The organism is Chryseobacterium cucumeris (assembly GCF_016775705.1).
Classification (GTDB): Bacteria; Bacteroidota; Bacteroidia; order Flavobacteriales; family Weeksellaceae; genus Chryseobacterium; species Chryseobacterium cupriresistens.
Window position 1 is genome coordinate 1269018 of record NZ_CP068760.1, and the last position, 19756, is coordinate 1288773.

16 protein-coding genes are annotated in these 19756 nt (G+C 36.1%); 9 read left to right on the forward strand and 7 right to left on the reverse strand.

Features of this window, described 5'->3' with window-relative positions:
• Positions 1–77: 77 nt before the first annotated feature.
• Positions 78–875, forward strand: coding sequence for a DUF2797 domain-containing protein (locus JNG87_RS05715; RefSeq protein WP_202842341.1), 798 nt, complete (start codon positions 78–80; stop codon positions 873–875).
• Positions 876–942: 67 nt separating this feature from the next.
• Here JNG87_RS05715 and JNG87_RS05720 read toward each other — a convergent pair whose 3' ends face one another.
• Genes JNG87_RS05720 through JNG87_RS05730 form a run of 3 tightly spaced genes read right to left on the reverse strand, consistent with a single transcriptional unit; the run spans position 943 to position 5175 of the window.
• A complete protein-coding gene (locus tag JNG87_RS05720; RefSeq protein WP_202842343.1) occupies positions 943–3006 on the reverse strand; it encodes a protein-disulfide reductase DsbD family protein in 2064 nt (687 codons plus the stop codon).
• 28 nt (positions 3007–3034) lie between these two features.
• Positions 3035–4687, reverse strand: coding sequence for a DUF6029 family protein (locus JNG87_RS05725; RefSeq protein WP_202842345.1), 1653 nt, complete (start codon positions 4685–4687; stop codon positions 3035–3037).
• Between the two features lie 2 nt (positions 4688–4689).
• Positions 4690–5175 carry a TlpA family protein disulfide reductase gene (locus JNG87_RS05730; RefSeq protein WP_238349677.1) on the reverse strand — a complete coding sequence of 162 codons (486 nt, stop codon included), beginning with the start codon at positions 5173–5175 and terminating at the stop codon, positions 4690–4692.
• A gap of 200 nt (positions 5176–5375) precedes the next feature.
• Here JNG87_RS05730 and JNG87_RS05735 point away from each other — a divergent pair, with 200 nt between their 5' ends.
• The 4 genes from JNG87_RS05735 (at position 5376) to JNG87_RS05750 (ending at position 12002) form a co-directional block, all read left to right on the forward strand.
• On the forward strand, positions 5376–6440 hold the full coding sequence (locus tag JNG87_RS05735; RefSeq protein ID WP_202842347.1) for an Omp28-related outer membrane protein: 1065 nt from the start codon (positions 5376–5378) through the stop codon (positions 6438–6440).
• A 35-nt stretch (positions 6441–6475) separates the two neighbouring features.
• Positions 6476–8344 carry a T9SS-dependent choice-of-anchor J family protein gene (locus tag JNG87_RS05740; protein WP_202842350.1) on the forward strand — a complete coding sequence of 623 codons (1869 nt, stop codon included), beginning with the start codon at positions 6476–6478 and terminating at the stop codon, positions 8342–8344.
• A 57-nt stretch (positions 8345–8401) separates the two neighbouring features.
• The gene (locus JNG87_RS05745) at positions 8402–9151 is read left to right on the forward strand and encodes a T9SS type A sorting domain-containing protein (protein WP_202842352.1); all 750 of its coding nucleotides are present in this window, start codon (positions 8402–8404) and stop codon (positions 9149–9151) included.
• Positions 9152–9350: 199 nt separating this feature from the next.
• Positions 9351–12002: a hypothetical protein gene (locus JNG87_RS05750; RefSeq protein ID WP_202842354.1), complete on the forward strand. Its 2652-nt coding sequence runs from the start codon at positions 9351–9353 to the stop codon at positions 12000–12002.
• Positions 12003–12110: 108 nt separating this feature from the next.
• Here the strand turns inward: JNG87_RS05750 and JNG87_RS05755 are convergent, their stop codons facing one another.
• A complete protein-coding gene (locus tag JNG87_RS05755) occupies positions 12111–12461 on the reverse strand; it encodes a hypothetical protein (protein ID WP_110011835.1) in 351 nt (116 codons plus the stop codon).
• Positions 12462–12635: 174 nt separating this feature from the next.
• Between JNG87_RS05755 and JNG87_RS05760 the strand changes: the two genes are divergently transcribed.
• Positions 12636–12830, forward strand: a complete 195-nt coding sequence (locus JNG87_RS05760) for a hypothetical protein (RefSeq protein ID WP_047426218.1) — start codon at positions 12636–12638, stop codon at positions 12828–12830.
• Between the two features lie 122 nt (positions 12831–12952).
• Positions 12953–13999: a PA0069 family radical SAM protein gene (locus JNG87_RS05765; protein ID WP_202842355.1), complete on the forward strand. Its 1047-nt coding sequence runs from the start codon at positions 12953–12955 to the stop codon at positions 13997–13999.
• A gap of 1375 nt (positions 14000–15374) precedes the next feature.
• Here JNG87_RS05765 and JNG87_RS05770 read toward each other — a convergent pair.
• Positions 15375–15947, reverse strand: a complete 573-nt coding sequence (locus tag JNG87_RS05770) for a C40 family peptidase (RefSeq protein WP_062669794.1) — start codon at positions 15945–15947, stop codon at positions 15375–15377.
• Positions 15948–16101: 154 nt separating this feature from the next.
• Here JNG87_RS05770 and JNG87_RS05775 point away from each other — a divergent pair, with 154 nt between their 5' ends.
• A complete protein-coding gene (locus JNG87_RS05775) occupies positions 16102–16737 on the forward strand; it encodes a hypothetical protein (protein ID WP_202842357.1) in 636 nt (211 codons plus the stop codon).
• Between the two features lie 38 nt (positions 16738–16775).
• Here JNG87_RS05775 and JNG87_RS05780 read toward each other — a convergent pair whose 3' ends face one another.
• Positions 16776–17144: a hypothetical protein gene (locus tag JNG87_RS05780; RefSeq protein ID WP_202842359.1), complete on the reverse strand. Its 369-nt coding sequence runs from the start codon at positions 17142–17144 to the stop codon at positions 16776–16778.
• Between the two features lie 381 nt (positions 17145–17525).
• On the opposite strand from JNG87_RS05780, the gene JNG87_RS05785 reads away from it, so the two are divergent.
• Positions 17526–18209: a hypothetical protein gene (locus JNG87_RS05785; RefSeq protein ID WP_062669796.1), complete on the forward strand. Its 684-nt coding sequence runs from the start codon at positions 17526–17528 to the stop codon at positions 18207–18209.
• A 336-nt stretch (positions 18210–18545) separates the two neighbouring features.
• Here JNG87_RS05785 and JNG87_RS05790 read toward each other — a convergent pair whose 3' ends face one another.
• Positions 18546–19676: a hypothetical protein gene (locus JNG87_RS05790; protein ID WP_202842361.1), complete on the reverse strand. Its 1131-nt coding sequence runs from the start codon at positions 19674–19676 to the stop codon at positions 18546–18548.
• Between the last annotated feature and the right edge of the window lie 80 nt (positions 19677–19756).

Consider the following 19756-nt stretch of genomic DNA (forward strand, 5'->3'; position numbering starts at 1 on the left):
TGATTACAAAAATATAAATTTTACTTTTTGAAAAATATAATCATTAAATTTACTTAAAAAAGTAATATAAATATAATATGCAGTTTCAAGGGCAAATTTTAAAGATGACAAGCTACGATGCTAAGCCAATCCAATACTACCTCAATCTTTCCGGGGATCTGATCCACATGAATGAGCTGTTTGGAAAGGAGTTAAGCATAAAACATACAGGATTCCAGTGCGTAAATTGTGGTGAAAATAAACCAGTTTACAGAATGGGCTTCTGCAAAAACTGTTTTTTTGAAAGCCCTTATGCAAGCGATACCATTATCCGCCCGGAACTTTCTACAGCACATTTAGATATTGCAGAACGCGATCTTGAGATCGAAAAACAAATTCAGCTACAGCCACACACTGTTTATCTGGCCTATACAGGAGATGTAAAAGTAGGGGTAACCAGAAATACACAGATTCCTACAAGATGGATTGATCAGGGTGCAACTTTTGCATTGCCTATCGCAAGAACAGAGAACCGTTACGAAGCAGGAATGATAGAAGTAGCTTTAAAAGAACATCTGGCAGATAAGACCAATTGGAGAAAGATGCTGCAGGATGATTTTGAAGGAGAAGTAGACCTTGCCGATTTCCGACAAAAGATAAAAGAATATTTTCCTGACGATTTCCAGAAATTTTACAGTGATGGTGAAGAGCTGTGGATGTTTGATTATCCTTTTGAAAAACCTGAAAAAGTTTCTTCATTTACTTTGGATAAAAAGCCTGAATTTACAGGAAGGCTTACCGGAATTAAAGGACAGTATCTGGGATTTGAAGGAGGGAACTTTATCAATGTAAGAGGACATGAGGGATATGTAATCGAGCTCGAAATAAAGAACTAGTATTAAATGATAGCCTTAACTTGAATCATAGATATCTTAAGCTAAGGCTATTAAAAGTGAAATTTTATCAGTGGGCATAATAATTTACCCCGCATTCAAGGAATTTTTTGAAATCCTCTTTAGGCATATATCCTGAAACAGGCGTGTTGATTACTTTACCATCAGGAGTAATTAAAACATAGTGAGGCTGAGAGTTGTTGTTAAAGTTCACCTGCTGGAATAAACTCCATCGGTCCCCGATGGTTTTTACCTTCTTGATCTGTCCGTCTCCAAGGTCGATTTTGGTTTTCTGATCCTCAGGAAGCTCTTCCTTATCGTCTACATAGAGAGAAGCCAGTACTACATCGTTCTGAAGAATCGGTAAGATATCTGGTTCGCTCCAAACAAATTCCTCCATTTTTCTACAGTTTTCACAACCGTATCCTGTAAAGTCGATCAGGATTGGTTTATCTTCTTTTTTGGCCAGTTCTACAGCTTTGAAGAAATCGTGCTCCGGATGCATTCCTAAAATTCCGTCTTTTTCATCATGGAAATAGCTTACATTGAGTGGAGGTAAAATTCCACTTAATAACTGAAGTTTCGGACGGTCAGATGGGATTAACCCTTGAACCAGATAGATCACGAAACCAATTCCCAATACCCCTAATATTTTTCTGGTGATAGAGATTTTAGGCTTTTTATCATCATGAGGGAATCTGATCAATCCTAATAAATAGATTGCTAATCCTAAGGCGATAATAATCCAGATGGCAATGAAAAGCTCTCTTTTTAAGAAGAATGTTTTGGATACAAGATCAGCTTTAGACAAGAATTTCAATGCCAATGCCAGTTCTACGAATCCTAAAACTACTTTTACCGTATTCATCCATCCTCCGGATTTCGGAAGGCTTTGTAATGCCTGCGGGAATAATGCCAGCAGTCCAAAAATAATCGCCCATGCCAGCCCGAATCCAGCCAAAGCAAAGGTCAGAAGCATAGGAACATTGGATGAACCTGTTACTGCACTTCCCAGTAAACTTCCTAAAATAGGTCCTGTACAGGAGAAAGAAACAATCACCAACGTTAATGCCATGAAGAAAATACCGATAATTCCTCCCGCTTCTTCCGCTTTGGAAGATTTGTTGGCGATAGAACTTGGCAGCGTGATATCATAATACCCGAAGAAACTTCCGGCAAAGAAGATGAATATGATGAAGAACGCAATGTTCAGCCATACACTTGTGGAAATTTCATTGAAGATATTTCCGGCAATTCCATCAATAATATGGAAAGGAATACTTAATAAAACAAAGATCAGAAGGATAAAAAAGCCATAAATAAGAGCGTCTCTTTTTCCTTTGGCTTTGTTTTTACTTCCTTTGGTAAAGAAAGAAACCGTTAATGGGATCATCGGGAACACACATGGCGTAAGCAAAGCGATTAATCCTCCGATAAATCCAAGGAATAGATACGTCCAGTAATTTTCATCCACTTTGGCAGACGCAGTACCGCAATCTGTCAATGGCTTTTTGAAATCGATGGTTGCAATTTTCAACTGCTTTGGATCCAGTTTTGAAGCTTCTGTGATCGCAGTTTCAGTTTTTGCAGGATTTTCAGTAACGGTCCCGGTAACTTTCACTGAATCCTTTACAGGCGCTGCGTTTTCCTCGGCTGCAGCCTCTTCCGCTGCCCCTTTTGGAGTAACTTTTTGATTGAATTCTAATGTATTGGGAGCCAGGCAAACTCTGTCATCACAAGTCTGATACGTAATCTCGGAAGTGACATCTGCAGGTTTTGTCGGATCTTTTAATTTAAATTTCTGCTTAAATCCGGCAGCATTGGAATAAAAAACAATAGTACCTCCGAATGCTTCAGAAAATTCTTCATGTTTTTTACCTACTTCGGTAAATTTTCCAATCAACTCAATATTCTTTCCTGTCACTTTATACTCCGTTGGAATTCCGGTATCTTCCGGTAAATCTTTGGAGTAAATATGCCATCCGCTTTCCATGGTAGCATTCAATACCGCTTCGTACTGATTGTTTCCCAGATCGTTGATGGTGAATTTAAACTTTACAGGATTTTTTATCTGCGCATTAATTCCTGTCGCTAAAAATAGTAGAATTAATAAAAACCAGTTTCTAAATTTCATTTTATTAAAATAATTTGAATATATGTGATTAATAACTGGTGCTAATACCCAAAGAAAGACCGGCACTCTCAGGAACAAATCTGCAAACACCGCCTACACAAAGCAATCCTCCTCTTTGTCTGCCATAAGAAGCCTGAATTCTTGTACTGTTTTTTCTAAAAACCAGCCCTCCTGTGTAATAGTGCATTTGCTTTTCTTTATCAGAATTTCCGTAATTATAAAGGTCATTGGCGAAGATCGACCAGTTTTTGTTAAAATTATATTCGAAAAGACCGGCAGCCCAATTTCCATGGTAACCGTTTGCCCATTGATGCTGCAGTTCCAGTTTCATAGAACTTTTGGAAAATCTGTAAATATTATCCAGAATAAGGGTCTGTGCTTTTACTTCTCCACTTGTTTCTTCGACTCTGTAGGTGTTGTAGTACTGGTTAATAAATACCAGGGCAACCTTCCATTTATCCTTCAGCCTGGTTCTGATATCAAGACTTTGGTCTGAGTAATATTTTTCTCCTAAAGCAAGAAAATCCGTTTTATAGTCACGGATATCATTAATGTATGATCTGTAGGTTCCCTTTAATCCATACCAGTTTGAAATATTCAGAGAAAGATCAGTTCCGTATTTTCCACCCAATAGTGTTCCCTTTTTTATCTTATAAAAGATGTCTAGCTGGGAACCTATTTCCCCGGATTTCTTTTGAGGAAGAAATGACAGCCTTGGTTGTGCCTGATAAACATAAATATTGGCCAGGCTATAGTCATATTGTTTGGTGAGTGAGGGGATATAATTCAGTACGGAATTATGATAAATATTTCCGATTTGGTCTCGTTGTGAATAAAAATTAAAGTTTTCCAGTCTTCTTAGTCCCGCAATGATTCCGAACCGGTCTGTAGCATAGGAAAGGTTAAGCAGAAAAGCATTGCCTGAAAATATATTATTCGGATCCAATACGTTTACCTGCTTGATATTGTCCTTGGTTTTGTAAAGGTATTCCAATTCCATTGCGAAATTTGAATATTCCATTTTCATTCTGGACGAATAGATACTTACGTTTTTAGGGAATTTGCTGTTTTCCTTATTGTCCTCATATTTATTGACATAGCTGAATCCGATACTGGTATGAAGGTCTTTTGCCTTTATCATATTGTCCAGTTTCAGTTCGCTATCCAGTCCTGTTATTAATCCGTCTGAAAGATTAAATCCTAACCTCTGTTTACCTATTAATGCTTTCATGATGACGGTTTGGCTGGGATCTGTATATTTTATTTTTCCTCCCAGCAGGGAATTTGCAATCCCAAGCTGTTTGTCTTCCCATACACGTAAAGCTAAACCGCTGCCGAACTGCTCATAAAAATGCCCTAATGTGACATCTACTCCCGCCTTTTCGTTATTATAATTAACAAAATAAGTTCCCAGGTTGGTTTTATTCAAAGCCGGTGAGTAATTGAGCAAGGCTTTTGGTTCATAAGCTTCAAGCTGTACCCCTGCTGTGAATTTGTTTAATTTATAGCTGATATTCAGGTAGTTGTTTGATCTTAGCCTTTGTTCTTTTTCGGTTTCGGAGAGTTTTACTTTGCTGTCATCAATATAATATTGTGAATTGGATTCAAGATTTACAGATAACTGGCTAAAAAGACGAATGCTGGTTAATAGAGCAGTTCCATAAATTATTTTTTTTCGCATAATTAATTGCTGGTATTGTATTCTTTAATCTTTTTGATCAGTTCATCTTCATCTCCGGGAGAGTAGCCCACATGAGAATATACCACTTTACCTTTATGGATGAGTATGGTGTGGGGGATACTGTTGATATTCAATGCTCTCTTAAGAGTCTGGTTAGAGTCCAGTAATACCGTGTAGGGCCACCCTTTGCTTTTGACAAGGGTTTTCACTTTTGAAACTGTACGGGCATCATCTGTAGCAGCTGCCAGCAGGGTAAACTTGCTTTCCTTCTTCCAATCTTCGTATTTGTCATTAATAGCAGTAAGTTCCTCCATGCAGGGAAGGCACCAGGTGGCCCAAAAGCTGACAATAACAGGATTGGAGGAATCTATTTTGGAAAAATCGATCCTGTCACCCGATATAGTATTTAAAGAGACATTAGGGATGTCCTGGGCATAAAAAAAGCTTAAGCAAAAAATAAAAAGCCCTGAAAAAGTCATTTTCATCATAAATATTATTTTTAATAATTAAACAAATATTATTTTGCTAATATATAATTAATTATGTAATTTTAATGCGAAATAATCATTAAAACAATCAAAATATTGATTTTATCAAAATTTTAATGTTTAAATTTTAAACTCATTTATTAACAACTCCATATAAAATTTTAGTTTTTATTTAAACCTATTAAAAAATTCAACAAACAATGAAAAAAAAGTTATTATTTCTAAATTGTGTGATTTTATTTTTTTTGTTATTGTCCTCCTGTAGCGGATCGGCAAGCGACGAAGGAGATACTGTTGCGACTTATCTTACCATTTCTTCAGAAGGAGGTAACGAAAAACTATTGGGAAAAAGCTTTACATTCAGAATAAAGGATAATCTCAATAATGACATTACTTCAGAAAGTGAAATTTTTGTCAATAATCAGCTTATAAACGGAAATATCTATACGCCTGTAGAGAAAGGAGCTTATACTATCAGTGCCCGATACAGAAACCTCCCTGCAAATCCTATATCTGTAAATGCTGTCATCAATGACGGAGTCAATTTTAAACATAGAATTTTATACGAAGATTTTACCGGTACATGGTGTGGAAACTGTACCCGTGCAGGGGCCAGAGCCAAAAATCTGAGACTGCAGACCGATGATGGTTTTGTCTTTATCGGGATTCATGGGCCTAGTGGGCAGGATCCGTGGTCGAATGCCGTAAGTGCTGAGGTAGAGCAGTTTAAAAATGTAACCGGGGTGGATCTTGGCTGGCCTACTATGTTTATTAACAGAAATACAATGTGGGATGACAGTGAAAATTATACCGATATGTCGTTACCGTTGTCTCAGTTAAAAGCCTTCAGTAAAATAGGGATAAGAATAGGCTCTGATATATCTGGCAATACTCTGAATGTTGATGCCCGGATTTCTTTTGCCCAAGCCTTTTTAGGACTTAAGCTGGCTGCGTTTATAGTAGAAGACGAGCTGGTGGGTAAACAAAAGAATTATGTTCCTGCTTTGGGGCCACCTACAATTTATGATTATGTACACCATAATGTTTTACGGGCTAAACTGACTTCATCTGTTGCAGGAGAAAATATTCCGGATTCCCAGACAGGAATTTCCAATGAATACTCCCGATCATTTCAATACTCTATTCCTTCAGATTACCATCGTGATCATCTTAAAATTATCGTGATGGTAATGGATAGTAATGGAATTGCACTGAACGTGAGAGAAGAAAAGATAGGCATATCCAATACTTATGAATTTTTATAAAACTATTATTTACTAAACTTAAATTTTTAAAACAAATGAAAAAGATTTTATTTTCGGTGCTTATCCTGATATTCGGGATACACTACTCACAGACTTATTACAGTCAGGATTTTAATACTGCAGGACTCAACGGATGGGTGAGTACTGATATTGACGGAGATGGGAAACAATGGACTAATATGAATGTTTCTAGTGTAAATGCAGGCTTTGGAAGCGGATCATTGACTTCCTTTTCTTATGTTAATGGAACCGGAGCACTTACGCCAAACAATCTGATCACTTCCCCGCTTATTAACTTAAGTACTGTTACTGCTTCTAATGCATATCTGGTCTATAATTTGGCAACATATTCTAATGATCCAAACGAAAAGTATTCAGTATATGTTACAACAACCAACGCTTCAGGAGCTATTACTGCTTCCACACCTGTGTATACAGAAACTGTGGCTGCAGGTGGCTTTCAAAACAGAGTGATCAATGTGAGTTCCTTTATTGGGCAGCAAGTTTATATTTCTTTCAGACATTATGATTGTACAGATCAGTATTACCTCATTTTGGATAATATCCAAGTCAAAAGTCTTGCAGATTATGATGTAGCTCTTACAAATTTATCTTTAAGTCGATATGGAGTGACCAATACGGATTATTTTATCAAAGCAACTGTAAAAAATAATGGGGCACAAAGTGTTAATAATGTCACCCTTAACTGGAATGATGGCACAGACCATTCTGCTGTAATACCCTTAGCGGCGCCTTTAGCTATTGGGCAGGAAAAAGAAATTACGCATTCAAATGCCGTAAACTATTCTACAGTCGTAAATAAAAATATTATTGTATCTGTTACCGGAGTCAACGGAGCAGCGGATGCTACTCCTGCAGACAATACATTGTCCACCCAATTTATAAGTGTAAGCCAGAATTCGCCTAAAAAAGTAGTGATTGAAGAAGGTACGGGAACATGGTGTGGTTATTGCCCTAGAGGGGCGGTTGCAATGCATAATGCTGAAAATAGTTTTCCTAATGATTTTATAGGAATTGCAGTACATAATAATGATCCTATGACTTTGGCTGAATATAATACAGGAGCAAACTTTAATAGCTTTCCAGGAATGAATGTGGACAGAAGTCTTCTGAGACAGAGTGTTAGTTCTGATTTCTCTGAGTTTATTAATGCAAGGAAATCATTGATTGTTCCTGTTGCACTAAATGCAACATCTTCCCTGGCAGGAAGAATTTTAACATTCAATGCATCTGCTGTTTTCAGAACCAACTTTACAAATGCTAACTTCAGATTCGTTGCTGTGGTTATAGAAGATGAAGTAAAAGGTACTACTTCGGGCTATAACCAGGCAAATTACTATGCTGGGAGCACTACATCTATGGGTGGATATGAAAGTAAACCCAACCCGGTGCCTGCTGCGGATATGGTTTATGATCATGTGGGCAGAATGCTGTTGGGAGGATATGCCGGGCAGGCAGGATCTATACCTTCCACCCTAACTGACGGTCAGGTTGTAAACTATACATTTACAGCAGATATTCCAACTGCATATAACCTGGATAAAATAAAAGTTGCTTTGCTTTTATTGGATGGTACAACCGGCGAAATTGTTAATGCAGCAGGGCCATTTGCCATAAACACAACATTAGGGGTTCATGCTGCTGAAAAGACAAACAATGAACATATGTTATATCCTAACCCCGCAAAAGACTATTTCAAAATTGACGGAAAAGGAAAGGCAGACATTAAAATTTTTGATGTCAGTGGAAGAACAATTCTTGAAAAAGAAAATGCAGAGCCTAATACTCCGATTTCTGTACACAACTTTGTAAAAGGAACTTATCTGGTTTCTATTAAAGAAAAAGATGCGGAACCGGTTATTAAAAAGTTAATTATTAAGTAATTTCTCACAATCCGGGAAGCTGTAGCGCGGCTTCCTGGTTTTATAAATTTAAAAATTATGAAAAATATTAATTACTACATGATATTTCTGTCTTTTCTTATCTCTTTTTATGGGAAAGCGCAGCTTAGTCTAGCAAGAGAAGATGAGACACCAATAAATGACGGAAGTGTTATTACTTATAACACTGTAGATGAAAATCTGGCAACCTTACACTATAAAATTAAAAATAACTCTGCTGTTCCGATTAATGTTCGTGCAAAAGTTATGAATATTATCAATGCTGACGGAAGTAGTTTTCAATTCTGTTACCAGAATACATGTCTGCCATTTATAATTTTAGGAGCAGTTTATCCCGGAAATTCCAAACCGGCAATCAATATTCCTGCAAATTCTGAAGTTTCAAGTGGGTATACTATGTGGAATGCAGATACAGGTTCCGGAACATTCCCAATTGACTATATAATAAAATATTATCTGGTGGATGATTTTAATAATGAATACGGAATGCCAGTAACATTTACTTACAGATATAATCCTAATGCAACATTAGCAGTACATGATATGGCAAAAGGTAAGTTGTCTTTTGCTGAAATTGATGCAACCCGCGTTAAGAATGTGATTAGTGTAATTTCCAAAGAAGATATATCCTATGTCTTATATACCGCTGACGGGCGAACTGCGTTGGCTGGAAACCTTAAGAATGGAAAAAATGTTATAGATGTTTCTCATCTGCAGCAGGGAAATTATATTGTTTTTTTTAAGAACAGACGAGGAGAAGCTGCGTCAAAAAAAATAGTAAAAGAATAATTAATTACTACAATAAACGAATGTTGTTTTTATTGACAAAAGACTATCTCAATTGAGATGGTCTTTTGCTGTTTTTAGAATGAAATATTTTCCTTTTTAAAGTGATAAATCATATTAATTTTATTATTACAAAGTGTAAACAAGTAAAAATTGCACTTAATAATCTTATATTTAAACTTACATTTAACAAGATCAGGATATGAATAGGTGGATTAAAAATTTACTCATAGGTTTCGGAGTTCTGGCAGGAATTATTCTTGCCGCGAATTTTGGTTTAAATATTTGGCTTAAAACCCAGCTTCCGGAATATATAAAAAAGAATACTGACTATCAGGTTTCCTACAAAACCCTAGATGTGGATTTAGGAACCGGAAATATTTTTGCTACTGGAATTTCAGTTAATAGTAAAGATCCGCAAAATACAGACGTTATTGGTTTGCAGGGAACTATTGATACCTTGAAAATAAGCCGTTTCGGAATTTATGATGCTGTTTTTAATAAAAGAATCAGCTCGTCAGACCTTTTGCTGGCTAAACCTAATTTGAATGTCATTCTTGCTAAACCTGTCGACCGCAAAACCGGAAAGAAAAGAAATCCGGTTTCATTTGAAAATATAAGAATTAACGATGGTAAAATTGCTGTTTTCAGGCATACAAAGCAGAAATTTCTATCTGTACAACAACTGGATCTGTTTGTAGAAAATTTACAGATGACAGAAGAATCTGTAGAAAATAAACTACCCGTCGTTTTTGACAAATACAGCATCAAAGGAGAAAAATTCTTTCTTCGTCCTGATGATACGTATGCGGTTACCATCAGTAGTATCAATACAAGTAACGGGCAGATGGCTGTTGAGAATTTCAGATTGACTCCGCTGCTCTCCTTTGCTCAGTTTAAAAAGTTTTATCCTAAAAAGGCTCGATTATTTGAATTTGCAGTTCCCAAAATGGATTTTACGGATGTTATTTTAAACAAAAATAAAGTTTCACTTACGAATGCAGAATTCCGGAATCCTGTTCTGACAGTCTATAATACAGGAGTAAAGACTAAGAAAGCTGAAAAAAAATCAAATTTTGAAGTTGATTTAAAAAATATAAAGCTGGATAATGCCATAGTAAAGATCACAAAACCGGATGGAAATAATCTTCTGTCAGTAGGGAATCTTAGTGTAAATATCAATCAGCTGATGTTTAATAAAGAAACTTCTGAACAGGTTATTCCGATAGGTTACAAAGATTTTACCATTGCCGGAAAGGATATTGAATACTCCAATGCTCAGAATATTACAATGCGAAGTCTTGCGCTGAAGCCTGCAAACGGTGAAGTCAGGGATGTCGTACTGACACCAGGGCATCCTGCAGAGAGAAAAGCAACAGTAGTGTTAAAAACAGATCATATTGCTTTTAATATCAATAAACTGGAATTCATTGACAAAAAGCTGAATGTTGATATCAAGGATCTTCTTGTAGAAAATGTAAACGGAACCTTTAAAGCAGGTGAAAAACCAGCCAGTAAATCTCCTGAGCCTGGTATTATTAAATCACTTATTATAAGAAAAACATCTTTAAAAAATTCAAACATTACTTATGATAAAGGAAAACAGCCCTTGACTTTCCACGATCTTAATGCAACGGTAAATAATATTGAATTATCACCTAAACCCAATCAGCCGGGAATGTCCTTCAAAGTGAAAGATTATTATATTACCACCAGAAACCTCGCTTATAAAACTCAGTTTTACAACATGAGCCTTGGGCTTCTTAAGCTGAATAAAAATAAGGTGCAGATTAACAATTTTGCCATGAAACCTCTCGTTTCAAGAGCGCAGTTTATCAAAATGATACCTGTTGAGAGAGATCTCTATGATATAAAAGCCGGACAAATTACCGCAGAAGGAGAATGGGATCTGTTTTCTCATAATAAAATGATACATGCTTCACAGGTAGGCATTGAGTCTGCAAATGCCAATATTTTCAGAAGTAAAATTCCTAAGGACGATCCAAAAATAAAAGCATTATATTCTAAAATGCTGCGTTCCATTAAGATTCCGATGACCATTCATAACCTGGATCTGAAAAACTCTGTCCTAGTCTACGAAGAAGATACTCCCGAAAGTATGGGACCGGGAAAATTGGCCTTTAGCAACTTTAATATGAACGTTAAAAACCTGAATTCAGCTAAAATTAAAGGAAAATCAACAAAAGTAGATATTAACATCAATTGTTCTTTCATGAACCTGTCACCACTTTCTGTCAACTGGAACTTTGATGTTGCAGATCATAATGATAGATTTGCAATTTCCGGAAAAACAACCGGTCTTCCGGCAAATGGAATCAATCCTTTTATCAGGCCTTACCTTCATGTGACAGCTACTGCAGGAACTATTCAGGAAATGCTTTTTAATTTCAAAGGAAATCCTGCGGGATTGCACGGAACCTTTAATCTTAAACATAAAGACTTAAAAATTGCCGTATTAAATAAGAATAATCATGAGAAGAAAGGTTTTCTGACTGTTGTTGCCAATGTTTTTCTGAGATCGGATTCAGGGCGCTTTCCGGAAGCCGTTACTGTAGAAAATGTGGAACGTGACCCCACAAAGTCTTTCTTTAATCTCTTCTGGAGAGGAATAGAGCAGGGATTGAAGAAAACCCTGATTGGTAAAAATGTTGAAAAAACAGAAAAGAAAGTCAAAGAAGCAGTTTCTTCTGTAAAGGATATGAAACAATCGGTAAAAGAAATAAAACAGGAAATAAAAAATAAAAAAGAAACTCCCAGTGCGGAAGGAGAGAAAAAAGAAAAGAAAGGCTTCCTGAATAATGTGTTCAGAAAAAAGGGAAAAACTGAAGAATAATTCTTTAAACCATTAAGACAGATCCTTTGGCTGCCAGTCATAACCACTGTACAGTTTTTAATTGAAAACAACCTTAATGGTTTAAAAAATTAATATGTGATTGAGTTGTTAAAAATTGAATTCATCACTTTCCTGAATAGGGATATCTCTTAAAAACTTATCAAATTCTTCACCTGGATAATTGCTGTCTGCACCATAGGAATCTATAATCATCCCACGATTTCCTGCATTGTCCTTCACTACATACAGTACGGCGTTATCATCAGGATTGCTGTCTCCCTCGAAGCGATAAGTTTTTAAAATGACCAGTTCAGAGGGTTGATACACTTTCTCAGAATTTTCAAACTTCATTTCACATTTTTCGTTCATTCTGAACTCTCTGTGTATTCCTCGTTCAGAAAGCGTTTTCATCACTTGGCTCAAGGTTGTCATTCTGTCAATGTTTTCTGGATTTTCCATAATAATATTTTTATTTTTAAGTACAATAATTAAACCATTGCTATCTTAAATATAAGAAAAATAGCAGATTGTAATTTTCCTAAAAATAAAGTTGAATGTTAACAAAATTTATAATTAAAAAAAATAAAATAGGTATGCTTTTTGCAATGGTATCAATAATAAATCAGAGAAAATATGAAAAAAGAAGTTGGAGTTTTACTGGCAGGAGGAGTTGGTCTTTTGGCAGTATTGAGTTTAATAAGCATTAAAAAAATTTTGACTAAAAAAGATAAAAAATATAGTGATTCCTATTCGGACTATCACAGACACTTTGATGAAAAAAATAATGATGATGAAACTCATGGAGTAGAATTATTCGCGCTGAAGTAGTAAAAAAATATATTTAATTATGTTTAAATCCAACGCTTTTGAAAGTGTTGGATTTTTTTGTGGAAAACTTTAATGTTAAAACTCATTATTTTATAAAAATTCCATTCTAATTTTACACCGGAATGCAAAACGAAAATTTCATAAAAGGTCAGGGAGCTCAGCGAAACGTTGTCAATCGTTTCGACAGGTATACCTATGAACCAGAAGATGAAGATTTCGAAACCGTAAAGACTTCTTTTACGGAAGTATTTCCCAAAAGCATTGTCAATCAGGTTAAAAGTGAAGACCTTCCAATGGAATATTCGATGAATCCTTATCAGGGATGCGAACATGGCTGTTCTTACTGCTTTGCAAGGCCAACCCACGAATACTGGGGTTATAGTGCCGGGGTTGATTTTGAAAGAAAAATCATGGTAAAGAAAAATGCCCCTGAGTTGCTGGAGAAATTTTTTCAGAAAAGAGGATACAAAGCTGCCCCGATTCTATTGTCCGGAAACACCGACTGCTATCAGCCGGCGGAAAGACAATTTGAAATTACCAGAAAATTACTGCAGGTATGTCTTGATTACAGACATCCTGTCAATATTCTGACAAAAAATGCGCTTGTGTTAAGAGATCTTGATATTTTAAAACCTATGGCAGAACAAAAACTAGTGTCAGTTTCTCTAAGCATTCCAACCATCAACGAAGAATTGAGACGAAAGATGGAGCCGAGAACGAGTTCTGCAAAAAATAAATTAAAAGCAGTGGAAATCCTTTCCCAAAACAATATTCCCGTACATGTTATGGTAGCGCCCATTATCCCGGGACTCAATAGTGATGAACCTTTAAATATATTGAAAGCCATTTCGGATGCCGGTGCTTTAGGTTTCGGATATACTTTGGTACGCTTAAATGATACCGTAGAACCTGTTTTTGTTAACTGGATTGAAGCTCATTTTCCGGACAGGGTACAAAAAGTTCTAAATCTCATCAGATCCATGCGGGGTGGAAAACTTGGAGATAAAAGATATTTTGAAAGACAAAAAGGAGAGGGAAATATTGCAGAAATGATTCATACCACCTTTAAGATCGGCAGAAAGAAGTTTTTTGAAGGCAAAGAATTTCCAAAGCTTTCAACATCCAACTTCACGGGAACCCGCGACCAGCAGCTTAGATTGTTTGATTAAGCTTATTTTATATATAGTATAAACTTGTTGCTATTTCTTCAAACCCGCCCACACTCCAACCCTCCAACTCTCGAACTTTATTAGGAGCTATTTCCTGCTATCCATTCATACTCCTCGCGCCCTCGCACTCCAACGCTCTCACCCTGAGCGAAGCCAAAAGGCCCCACACCAAAAACCCATCCACCCTCCGACGCAAGCTGCGGGGTAACCATTTCTATCAGGGCTAGGGGTAGGAGTCGTGAATGAAGAGTGATGAGGTTCGGGTTATTGAGTTGCGAGTTTCGGGTTTTTAGGTAGAAAAGGAACATTGGTATTGAATTTTCAGATTGTAGATTTCTATGGAAACTGGTTATTGAGTATCAATCCCTATTCCCTTGTATCATTCCGGAGGAATCCCAACTTCTTTACAAGAGCCTTAAAAGAAGTAAAATGACAGTATAATGTCTAAGATTTTTTTTAACAGTTAGTATTAGCCATGTCATGCTGAGCAGAGTCGAAGCATTTTAATTAATTACAGGTATAGGAGTTAAATCTTATTGCTCTATATTATATATAAATATACTCTTTAGTCTTCGTCGAAGAAAGTCAGCTCTCTTATATAATTTGGTCTCTATATAATATATACCTTATTTGATCATAGTTACCCCAAATCCTCGCATCCCGCACCCCGAATCATCCCTCTCTCCCCCTAAACACTCAAACTCTCCCACACTCCCACGCTCTCACCCCGATCTTCCAAACAAATGTTTAAAATTTTTCCCCCTGCTACCCAGTCCTTTAGGAACAAATATCACCGTAATGTAAAATTTATGTTAAATAAACTTGTTTTGCGTTGCAGGAAGTTACTATCTTTGCCCCACTGAAAACGAGAGTAGAACAGTAGCGCAGAAGCGCCTTTAGATAGGCAGGAACGATATTACTTCAAAAAAGAAACAGACAAAAAAAACTTTAAAACTTTTTGTAAAAAAAGTTGTCAGTTTAAAAAGAGTTTGTATCTTTGCAGTCCCAATTAGAGGGAGCGCAGGAGTATAGAGATTGAGGTTTTGAGAAGGGTTAAGGTTACTTAAAAAACTTTAAAATTTTCTTCAAAAACATTTGGTCATAAAAACCATCAGGATTTGTTTCAAAGAATTACAGAAAAAACAGGAATTAAAATGAAGGGATTGGTTGCTGTACAAAGAAAACTCTTGGAACTGATGTATATTTTATTTAAAAATAAAACTTTTTACCAGATAGATTTTGAAGAAAGTAGGGTAAAAATCAAAGACGTTCACCCTACGCAAGCTAACTCAAGGTCGCTTTTATAAATATAAATGTATAAAAAATATTTGGAAGTTAACACAGAATCTAAAGCCCATTTCTATTGATAGAATATTTACAACACTCTTTGAGCATGAAGATAGGCCTTATTCCAGTATTTTTCATTCAGGGATGAAATGATTACGCCTTTTGAGGTAGAAGCATGAATGAATTTCACTTCTCCATCAGGGCCAATATCATGAACAATTCCCACATGGGATACTCTGCTTCCTCCGGCTGTCGCAAAAAACAACAGATCACCCGGTTTTACGTCTTTGATATCAATATTCTTTCCGGCATCGGCCTGATCAGAAGATCTTCTGGGAAGATTAAAATTATTTTCTTCAAATACTTTTACCGTAAATCCCGAACAGTCAAATCCTGAAGAAGTATTTCCTCCAAATTTATATGGTGTTCCGATATACTTTTCTGCATCTTTCAAAATATCATTGATGGACCTGGAAACACTGCCATTAAATTTTGAATCCAGTTTTCTGAGATTTTCAGCCTTCGCTACGGCTTTTGTATTTGACTTTTTGCTCGCAGAAGCACTTTTCGAGGATCCACAGGAAACCATAAAAACAGCAGCTGCCAGGGTAACCACCAACTGCTTTACTTTTATTTTTTGTTGAAATAATTCCGCTCCCATATTCTTCTGATTTATAATTAATTAACAAAATTTACCACAAATATACATTTTATAATTTAATTATAGTATAACTATACTACAACTATATTATAAATATATGTTAAAATTTTGATTTTCATTATTTATTGGTATATTTGATTTCTATTTTAAAGATATGGCAACCTATGAAAGTGTAATCAAGATCACAGGAGCAGTAGGCGATCTGGTATTTTATACTCTGAATGGCAAAAATGTGGTTCGGAAGAAAAGCGGGTTTAATAAAGCTGCGTTTAAAAAGAATCCATCCTATGAGAAAGTAAGACAGAACAGTTCTGAATTCGGACACTGTTCCAAAATGGGGAAAATGATCCGGAAAAGTCTGGAAGTATATGTTAAAGAAACAGGTGATCCTCTACTCTACCAGAAATTTGCAAAGGTGATGACTGCTATCAAAGATTTAGATAACACTTCTGAAAGAGGAAAAAGAACGGTTGAAAACGGCTTAAAGACTGAAGAAGGAAGAAAACTCCTGAGAGATTTTCAATGGGGAACGGTCAGGAAGGTTTCAGATTGTGTAAGAATGGAAGATCAGGTTCTGTATAAAAATGACCATTGTACATCAGAATATACCGTGATTATGACGATGAAATTAGATTCTGAAAATTATAATATAGAAAGCAATGAAGAAATAATCAGCTGGAACACACAACATAATCCATCTTTTAAAAAGTATTTTTCTGAGGATGGTCTTCTCTATTTTATAGCATTAAAGGGTGAAAATGATAAAATTACCCATATGGGATTTGTTTAAATAAAAAAGTCTGCAGTATATTCTGCAGACTTCTTGTTTTATTTCTTTTCTCCTTTCCAGCTTCCTGATACAGCAGGTGCTGGAAGTGAGTTGGACCAGTTTCCGTTTCCTTTTTTTTCTGTGGTTAACGTTCCTTTGAAATCTCCTTGTGAAGGGAGCCCCACTCTGGCGTTAAGATCTCCTGTCTCACTTAAATTTCCGGTAATGCTGTAGTTTTCATTATTAACATCAGAATGCATTGTTCCTACCACTTTACCACTTTCATCTACCACAAAGTTCCAAACTCCTTTGTCTGCTCCTTCATAAGAACCAGACCATGTTCCTACATAATCATAAATAGTATCATCATCAGAGCTGCAACCGATAAATAAAAACGCCGTTAATAAAAGTAAAAAAAGTTTCTTCATAGTTTCAGTAGTTTTATAACCTAAAATTCTGTTATTCTCATCTGCTTCCTTCCAAAAGTACAGCTGAGTGAGAATGCTTAATATTTATTATTTTTTTGTTCCGTGCAAATCTACTAATTTTTTCATTCAAATTATCTGAATTTTAATCAGCGTTCAATATGTTTGTTAAAAAACAACATATTTCGGCTAAAATACAAATATTTTTCAAACATACAGAGACTGTACAAATTTGAGTTAATTAAAAATATAAGGTTAAAATTGGATAGTAATATGTTCAAAATTCGTTTACAATTACTTTATACTAGATTGCAGATCATTTGCGGTATGTTTTAAAGATATTTCTTACCTTAGTGAAAAATTTAACCTTTTTCAAAAAATAACATGAAAACAAAAACATTATTTTTGGCAGCACTTGCTATTTGTGGAAGTTCAACAGCGCAGGTTGGGATCAATACCGCCACTCCAAGTCATACTTTGGATGTGAATGGTCTGGTAAGAGTAAGAGGACTTTCAAATGCTGAAAAAAAGATTGTTGCGGCAGATGCACAAGGAGTTTTAACGCTTATTTCTCCAGAAGAAATTTTTGCGCCAAAGGCTATACTGAACACATCTACCTCTTCCAGTGAACAAAGATCGACTGTATACGAAGGAAAATGCTTCCAACCTGGCGACAATGCTTCTTCCTGTACCGTTTCTGTAAACCATTACTCTTCTTGTGCGGGATTCAGTAATCCTGTTGACACTCAAATTATTGTAGGGCAGGGAATTAATACAGGAAACGGACAATTTCTAGGAACATGGACAGCCCGATATGTTGATAATAAAGGGTTTGCCAATGCAACTGCTGTGGCTAATCAGACAGCACCTGACTATCCCAGAATCTCTTATCCAAGTACCAATACAGTGAACTATTTAGGAAGTGGAAATTTTGCGGGTCAATGTAATACAGATTTGGTTACTACCATCAATCAGGCCACCGGAGATATAAAAGTAGAGTCTGTAAAGCGAAGCATGTACGCACACCTTGTGTACCTTATTAATATTGCCCGCTCCAGATCTTTATAATAGTTGATATTTGATTTCAAAAAGGCAGCCACAATATTTTCATTGTGGCTGTTTTTTTGATACAACGAACCCTCTTTTTTGAAAAAAAGCCTCTAAAAAGAGGCTAGAAACTATTATTGGATGATGAAAAACTTATCCCAAATGTATGATATATTCGTCTCTGGTTTTATGAGTACAGTCATATTGAGAATTTTACAGTAACATGATTTCTGTTTATCAGAAATCATGTTACCGCTTGAAATAAAAGTAAACAAAAACTGCAAAGAATTAACCTCGCAGCTTTTGTTTTCATAGTATGTTTTTAGAATCTTTTCTGGTCTGATAACTATCCGGAATTTAATTTTGGAACTTTACAAAATCCAGATAAAAAGTAGGGTTCCCAACATTAAACCCAGATGGAACTACAAGATTAGTCTTATGAGCAACTATAGGGTAAACACCGGGGGCTGCAAAATATAATACTCTGGTTTGATCTCTTGGCACAAAATTAATAGGATCGGGACTGGCAGTTCCACAATATGTTTTCCATACTTCCCCTATCCCGGGAATGTAAAACCAGTAATCATTACAGGTAGAAGTTATTGTAATTCCTGAACGGAAAAAATACCATCCTTTAGCAGGAATATTCACAGAAATTCCTGTTGGCAGGTTATCTCCTCCTGAGTTTCCGGTAAAAGGATTAACCAGTGTTCCAGTGTAAGATGTCCAGTTATCAGCAAATGCTGTAGTAACAGTGGAAGACCATGTAGCCAGTCCGTTAGCATCACTGGTCAGCACATACCCCAGCTGCTGGGTGCCGTCCTTGATCTGAAGGGCACCATTGGTAGTTCCGTTATCAATAACAATTTTTGCACTGGCTGCTCCTGCAGGTACTGTATTGGTTCCCACTAGAACTTTTCCTGTACCGTTGATGCTTAAATTGTTTCCTGCTGTGGCAATATCTGTCGGCTGTGAAAGTGTTCCTCCTAATTTTACATCTGTACCGAATAAAGTAAGACCGTTACTTGCTGTAGTAGTAGTTGCCAAAGCACCTGCAGACATTTTTTCCCATGTAGAATTTGTTCCGGTGAGACCCGTGCTCACGAGTTCCACACTCTGATTGGCTGGTACTGAAATACTGGCATTTCCGTTAATTGTTTCCGGAGCTACAGCATTCACTGTGATCTTAAAATTTGTATTGTTTTTAATTCTGTAAATCCTCCCTTTGAAGTTTCCAACCCCACTGACAGAAGGTGGTAAACCAAATACAGCATCTGAACTCCCATTGTATGAAACATGAAAGTCTGATAATACTAAATTATAAGTGGCTGTAGTAACCGCTTTATAATTAGCTGCCAATGATCCGTTAATATCCATAGTAGAACCTGGATTCACTGTGTTGACCCCAACATTTCCTGCCTGGGCAAAAGCAATAGCCGGACTTAAGGCTATCATTGCAAAGATTAGTTTTGTAGAAATTTTAAACATTTATCATTATTTTATTTACATTAATAAACTCAATTGTTTAACATAATGTAAAAGTATCAGAATAAATTCTACAAGAAACA

What these genes read in the sequence shown, in the direction of transcription:
- JNG87_RS05715 (WP_202842341.1), top strand. Translation starts at nt 78, where the DNA reads ATGCAGTTTCAAGGGCAAATTTTAAAGATGACAAGCTACGATGCTAAG.
- JNG87_RS05720 (WP_202842343.1), bottom strand. Translation starts at nt 3,006, where the DNA reads ATGAAATTTAGAAACTGGTTTTTATTAATTCTACTATTTTTAGCGACA.
- JNG87_RS05725 (WP_202842345.1), bottom strand. Translation starts at nt 4,687, where the DNA reads ATGCGAAAAAAAATAATTTATGGAACTGCTCTATTAACCAGCATTCGT.
- JNG87_RS05730 (WP_238349677.1), bottom strand. Translation starts at nt 5,175, where the DNA reads ATGATGAAAATGACTTTTTCAGGGCTTTTTATTTTTTGCTTAAGCTTT.
- JNG87_RS05735 (WP_202842347.1), top strand. Translation starts at nt 5,376, where the DNA reads ATGAAAAAAAAGTTATTATTTCTAAATTGTGTGATTTTATTTTTTTTG.
- JNG87_RS05740 (WP_202842350.1), top strand. Translation starts at nt 6,476, where the DNA reads ATGAAAAAGATTTTATTTTCGGTGCTTATCCTGATATTCGGGATACAC.
- JNG87_RS05745 (WP_202842352.1), top strand. Translation starts at nt 8,402, where the DNA reads ATGAAAAATATTAATTACTACATGATATTTCTGTCTTTTCTTATCTCT.
- JNG87_RS05750 (WP_202842354.1), top strand. Translation starts at nt 9,351, where the DNA reads ATGAATAGGTGGATTAAAAATTTACTCATAGGTTTCGGAGTTCTGGCA.
- JNG87_RS05755 (WP_110011835.1), bottom strand. Translation starts at nt 12,461, where the DNA reads ATGGAAAATCCAGAAAACATTGACAGAATGACAACCTTGAGCCAAGTG.
- JNG87_RS05760 (WP_047426218.1), top strand. Translation starts at nt 12,636, where the DNA reads ATGAAAAAAGAAGTTGGAGTTTTACTGGCAGGAGGAGTTGGTCTTTTG.
- JNG87_RS05765 (WP_202842355.1), top strand. Translation starts at nt 12,953, where the DNA reads ATGCAAAACGAAAATTTCATAAAAGGTCAGGGAGCTCAGCGAAACGTT.
- JNG87_RS05770 (WP_062669794.1), bottom strand. Translation starts at nt 15,947, where the DNA reads ATGGGAGCGGAATTATTTCAACAAAAAATAAAAGTAAAGCAGTTGGTG.
- JNG87_RS05775 (WP_202842357.1), top strand. Translation starts at nt 16,102, where the DNA reads ATGGCAACCTATGAAAGTGTAATCAAGATCACAGGAGCAGTAGGCGAT.
- JNG87_RS05780 (WP_202842359.1), bottom strand. Translation starts at nt 17,144, where the DNA reads ATGAAGAAACTTTTTTTACTTTTATTAACGGCGTTTTTATTTATCGGT.
- JNG87_RS05785 (WP_062669796.1), top strand. Translation starts at nt 17,526, where the DNA reads ATGAAAACAAAAACATTATTTTTGGCAGCACTTGCTATTTGTGGAAGT.
- JNG87_RS05790 (WP_202842361.1), bottom strand. Translation starts at nt 19,676, where the DNA reads ATGTTTAAAATTTCTACAAAACTAATCTTTGCAATGATAGCCTTAAGT.